This window comes from Peptoniphilus sp. HMSC075B08, from assembly GCF_001815405.1.
GTDB lineage: Bacteria > Bacillota > Clostridia > Tissierellales > Peptoniphilaceae > Peptoniphilus_A > Peptoniphilus_A harei.
The window spans coordinates 1-5,572 of the sequence record NZ_KV820437.1; the positions used below are offsets into that span (position 1 = coordinate 1).

Genomic DNA, 5,572 nt, shown 5'->3' on the forward strand with positions numbered 1-5,572 from the left:
ATGACTTAACATTCTATTTCAAAACAGGAGTTAAAGATAGTCAAGATTCTAATAACTTTAAAGATAAAAGAAAGAATGCCAAAGACAATGACATTAATAAATTGTGCTCCTACAAGAATGACGAGGATAAAAAATTATATTCCCAAGCAAAAAATAATGCACGTGGAATGTATAACTTTAATTTCTAAGATAGATTAACCAACTACAAAAATTTTTATTTAATTAGGAAGTGAATATGGAAGGCAATTTTTTAGAAAATGTATGGATAGATTCAAAGATTATTGAAGATTGTATGATTGGTAGGGTTATGAATGTTGGTAAAATTTATGGGCTAAATAGTGCTTATGAAATATGGAATGAAGCAAATAATACTATATTAAATTGTAATGATAATGTAGAAAAGCTAAACCAAGGATTCTTATCTCTTAAAAGAGCTTTTAATGTAACGTCTATGGAGTTAAGAAAAAATTTAGGAATTGATAATATAAAATACAGCTCTAAAAAGAAAACTAAAGATTTTTTAGGAGATTTAGAATATTTTGAAATTATAAAAACACTGACATTAAATAAATATCTTAATCTTAGAAATCTTATAGAACATGAAAATCATTCTCCACCTTCAGTTGAAGATTGCTTATCTTTATCAGAATATATATGGAATTATATTAGAAATACAGCTAATATTCTTAATCAATTTACAGAATACATTAGCATTACTAGCGATAACAACAAAATTTTATTTGAATATATTATAGAAGAGAAGAATAATATGTACTTTCCTCATTTGTATGTTACAGCTTTTGTAGAATTAAAATTTGTTTCATATCTTTATAAGGAGAACTCAATAAATGTAGAAAAAATAAATTTGTTAAACAAGTTTGATTTACAGAAAGAAATAGATTTTGAAAAAGAATCTGAGTATATAGACGATTTAAGGCATATTGCTATTAAAGGAGAAATTCTTGATCAAGATATCATTGCTGAGTACATTAAAGTATTGATTTTACCGGAATATGGAGGTTTAGATGACATATCAATCCAATCAATTTTCTCAAAAGTATGAGATAATTGATTTTGAAATTTTTCTAACGTCTGATTATGAATATGATGATATTATGTTGGGAAAAATAGATTTTTTCGAATATTTATGGCAAGACGAGGTAGAAGTTAAAAAGTTTATAGCCAGTATAAATTTTTATACCTTTAATATTTTTAATATTGAAGATATGTTATTATTAGCTGATAGTGTTTCTGGTGATTTGGAATATGTGGCAAGTGCTTATAATTCTTATTGTAATGAAGTTGGAGGAATAGGCTCCGTTGCTATAATAGATGATTTTAATTTAATAGATGAGCCGAAAGATTTTCATGAGAAAACACAAATTATTAAATACTTTTTAGCAAAAACAATAGAGAAGTTACAAATAATAGGTACAGGGACATTACTTTTTATGTCCAAGGCTTTAATTTTAAACCTTAACAAATCAGATAGAATATACTTAATAAATGAATTACTAGATATTAATTGCATTCCAATATATCAAGATGAAAGTGATGTTGTTTTAGCTAGGAATTTAGTCTAGACATTACAAGCTAAACAAATATTGATTAATGCTATATATTAGGTATTAAAATAAAATTTATCATATAAAATGAGTATATGAAGTGGAATAAAGACTTAAATACGAAAATATTCTAGAAGATTAAGCTGTAATATAATTGCAAATTTAAAGTAGCATGTAAATAATTAGGAGAAAAGATGACTAAAAAAATTAAAACAACGAAAGAAGAGATATGTGATTATTGGTTTTCTAGAGTTAATGAAAGCGATCTAAGTGTTGATGCATCAGAAGCATTAGAAAGATGTTGGAGATGTGGATCAAAAAGAAGACTAGAGAGATGTCATATAATTCCAAGATCCTTGGGTGGTGAAGATATTCCACGGAATTATGTCCTACTTTGTAAAAGGTGTCATTTAGAAAACCCCAATGTTTATGACCCTGAAATTATGTGGGATTGGTTAAAAGCATATAAGGAACCCTACTATGATACATTTTGGATAAACCGAGGCTTGGAAGAATATGAGAGAATATATAAAAGTAAGTTTAAAGATGACATTGCCATATTTAATGAATTTATAACCGACAAGGAAGTTAAAGAAATTTTAGGAGAAGATATAGGTAGCTATGCTACGCACCATTTTGGACAAGCGTATTTGAATTCTTCAACTATAGCTGGACTAATGAGGATTTTAATCAAAAAATTGAGGGAAAAGTATGAAATTAAATAAAAAATAAAGCTAAAATTTGTATATAAGATAGTATTATAATTAATAACAAATACTCAGAATAAATTTGCGATTTGAACTTAAATTGAATAGAATAGAAGAAAAATGTAAAATGAGAGTTGATAATAAATTGATAAATTATAATTGATGCTATACTATAATAACCAACAGTACCCGACACTCCTCTTAAAAATGCGGACCAAGTCGGGTCTTTTGATTATAAGGAGAAATAGTTTGAAGAAAACTTACCAAGCTCCTATAGATGTAAGCAAACAAATTGAAAATTTAATATGTTTAGGTTTACAAATTGAAGATATAGATTATGTAGAAAGTGTGCTTAACAGGGTATCCTATTACCGACTTATTAAAGCCTATAGTATAACTTTAAAAGAAGATGGAAAGTAAATAGATGGAACTACTTTTGAGAATATAGTTGACCTATATTTATTTGACATGGAACTTAGACATATTTTGTTTTCTTTGATAGAGCGCATAGAAGTTTATTTAAGAGCTGTAATTACTAATTACTTTTCATTAAAATATGGGAATTTTGGATATAAAGATATTAGTAATTACAAGAAGAATTTTCAGAAGAGTACCTTAAATGAATTAGAAAGAGAAATAAAAAGAAATAAGAAATCGTCTTTTATACATAACTTCAAAGAAAATTATGAAGGTGGATAGATTCCATTCTATGCTGCAATAGAGGTAGCAAGTTTTGGCACACTTTCTAAAATGTACAAGAATATGGAGAATGAAGATAAGAAAGAGATTGCCAAAGAATTCGAGGTTGACTATATTTATTTAGAATCTTGGATTGAAAACTTATCTTATGTCAGAAATATATGTGCTCATTATGGTAGATTGTATGGAGCCAAATTAACCAAGACACCAAAAAGTTATATAGAGAATATTTAAGACAAGGAATATCAAACAATACTATTTTTGCCAGTATAATTAATCTCAAAATGTTAGCGGAAGATGATTATTACGATAAATTTCATACTGACTTGTTAGAATTAATTAATAAATATCCATCAGTCGAATTAAAGCACTTAGGGTTTATAGAAAAATGGTCAATTATTATTTAATGATTGCATAATAAGCTAAAAGAATAATTACTAAAATGCAGCTCCAAGTGAGCTGTTATATATATATTAGATAATGGCATAATGAGATTATTGAAATAGGTTATCAAGGAAGGAATCTATTTGTATTGGGAAGGTGTTAAATGGGAAATATTAAGTCTTTCAATTTAGATAATAATTATAGCATTGAGGGTATGTGGGCACTAAACTTAGGAGATTTGTTCGAAAAAATAGCTTTACCTTTTCAGATGAGGCAATACCAGGAAACCTTGAGTTATCAGAAGGAAGGATTACTTTAGACATTAATGGTTGTTTTAATAGATTTGGATCTGATTATGATAAGAATGTATATCGTATTTATGGATATTTAAGTTCAGGATTGTTTGTAATTTTGGAAAAATGTTTTATTATTAACAGAGCTTTAAGTGCTCCGGGTTACGTAGTAGAAAAATATCTTGCGAATGTAGCTTATATATTAGATAAAGACCCAATATATACTGATTTTAATATTGAAGAAAAAATTATAGCTACTAAAGTAAATTTTGAAATTGATTACTTGAAGAATTGGTACAATATTGATTTACCGAGATTTGATAATTTAAGGAATTCAAATGGAGTTACTATACATTATAATAATGAATTTTTTGATAAGAATAAATTTGAAATTTTGGATGGAAAATATATTATAAGTTTGAAGAAGGATATTAAAGCAAATCAAGTAATTCATCAGGGAGCACAAGTAAAAACTGAATCATACATGTCAATTTATACAAAAGACTATAAAACAGAAACAATTGAAATATTTATGGAAATTGCAAATTGGACTTTAAAACTTAGTGATTTTTTAACACAAACTTTTGGAAGATATACTTATTTTGAATTTTATTTAGAAGACGAGATGAACAGGATGCGTATAGAAGACCTTGGAAATGGGGAATATAAGTTTCACAGTCCTAAATATAAAGGTAGACTTATATTTAGACAAGCTTCAAATGAATCTCCTAAATTAAAAATAAATTCTTTAAGACTAAGTGATATTAAAGACGATTATGGAGAGTTGATTAAAGCATGGTTTGAAGAGAAAGATAAGCTACAGTACATCATCGACTTATACTATCAAAACATGAATTCAAGTTTGGAGATAGAAACCATTCTAGTAAATAAAATAAAAATGTTGGAGACCTACTATGACAATTTTTTACAAGGCCAAGAGGAGAGGCTAACTAATAAGGATTTGAAGTATAATGAAGCAAAAGAAAAAATAAAAAATTATATGAATAGCCTTGAGATCGAAGAATCGACTAAAGAAGAGGTAAATAGACGTCTAGATAAAAATAAAAAGAATAGTACAACGTTGAGAGAAAAATTAGAAGTAGTGTTGGAAAGATTTCCAGATGAACTCAAAGTTGTGTTTTCTGAAATGGATCCTAATTGGAAAGAAGATACTAACTTTATATTTAATTTCTCACGAAGATTAAAAGATACAAGAAATTTTTATACTCATGGAGCAAATAATCGAAGAAATAAAAAAAGACTTAAAACTACAGATGAGTTTTTAAGTGCCAGTTTAGTTTTAGATTTTGTGATTTATTATTTTGTCTTAAGATCTTTGTATGGTGAAAATAGAAATAAAAGGATATATCAGTATCCTTTTTTAAAGTCGAACCTAAGAAAATAATAATTATTAACAAATAGCTGGTTATGATTTAGGGCAATAATTTAAGTAATTATAACAACTGTTTATACGTAAGAGCCTGTCGTTATAGTGATAAGCGAGATTTAAAATGGTATGGAGTGATTCATCTAAGAAACGGAGATTATGGTCTAGTTGAAATTAAACTAGGTGGAGATAAGTTAATTGAGGAAGGTGCAGATACATTAAGAGATTTAGCATCTAAAATAGATACAAAAAGCATGTCCAACCCATCATTTATGATGGTATTATGCGCCAAAGCACCTTTTGCTTATAAAAGAGATGATGATGTTTACGTAATACCTATTACGGCTTTAAGGCCTTAATAGTATCAACATTTATTAAAATATTTGCACATACGAGGTTTTTGAGAAATTTTAAAAATTATCTATACTGATCACTAAAGTCAAGCGTAATATATAACTTTAATTTCAAGAAAATAGAGGCATATAAAAAATCGGGTGATTCATTTATGCATCACCCGAAAAACTTTCGTTTTCAATT

6 protein-coding genes and 2 pseudogenes are annotated in these 5,572 nt (G+C 27.2%); all 8 read left to right on the forward strand.

Translation table 11 applies throughout. The features are described 5' to 3' along the window. Positions 1-188: pseudogene (locus HMPREF3023_RS09530) on the forward strand (hypothetical protein); the annotation flags it as partial. A 47-nt stretch (positions 189-235) separates the two neighbouring features. Next, positions 236-1,063, forward strand: coding sequence for a hypothetical protein (locus tag HMPREF3023_RS02080; protein WP_070700200.1), 828 nt, complete (start codon positions 236-238; stop codon positions 1,061-1,063). After that, complete coding sequence (locus HMPREF3023_RS02085) at positions 1,026-1,583, forward strand: hypothetical protein (protein ID WP_070700201.1); 558 nt, start codon at positions 1,026-1,028, stop codon at positions 1,581-1,583. The genes HMPREF3023_RS02080 and HMPREF3023_RS02085 overlap by 38 nt, the downstream gene beginning before the upstream one ends. A gap of 176 nt (positions 1,584-1,759) precedes the next feature. Then, positions 1,760-2,290 carry an HNH endonuclease gene (locus HMPREF3023_RS02090; protein WP_070700202.1) on the forward strand — a complete coding sequence of 177 codons (531 nt, stop codon included), beginning with the start codon at positions 1,760-1,762 and terminating at the stop codon, positions 2,288-2,290. 231 nt (positions 2,291-2,521) lie between these two features. Next, positions 2,522-2,692 (forward strand): hypothetical protein, encoded by a 171-nt coding sequence (locus HMPREF3023_RS09610; protein ID WP_246829168.1) that lies wholly within the window; start codon positions 2,522-2,524, stop codon positions 2,690-2,692. A 48-nt stretch (positions 2,693-2,740) separates the two neighbouring features. Beyond that, positions 2,741-3,205, forward strand: a pseudogene (locus HMPREF3023_RS09615) (Abi family protein). A gap of 366 nt (positions 3,206-3,571) precedes the next feature. Further along, positions 3,572-5,053 carry a HEPN domain-containing protein gene (locus tag HMPREF3023_RS02100; protein ID WP_246829169.1) on the forward strand — a complete coding sequence of 494 codons (1,482 nt, stop codon included), beginning with the start codon at positions 3,572-3,574 and terminating at the stop codon, positions 5,051-5,053. Between the two features lie 116 nt (positions 5,054-5,169). Next, on the forward strand, positions 5,170-5,394 hold the full coding sequence (locus HMPREF3023_RS02105; RefSeq protein ID WP_070700203.1) for a hypothetical protein: 225 nt from the start codon (positions 5,170-5,172) through the stop codon (positions 5,392-5,394). Positions 5,395-5,572: the final 178 nt, after the last annotated feature.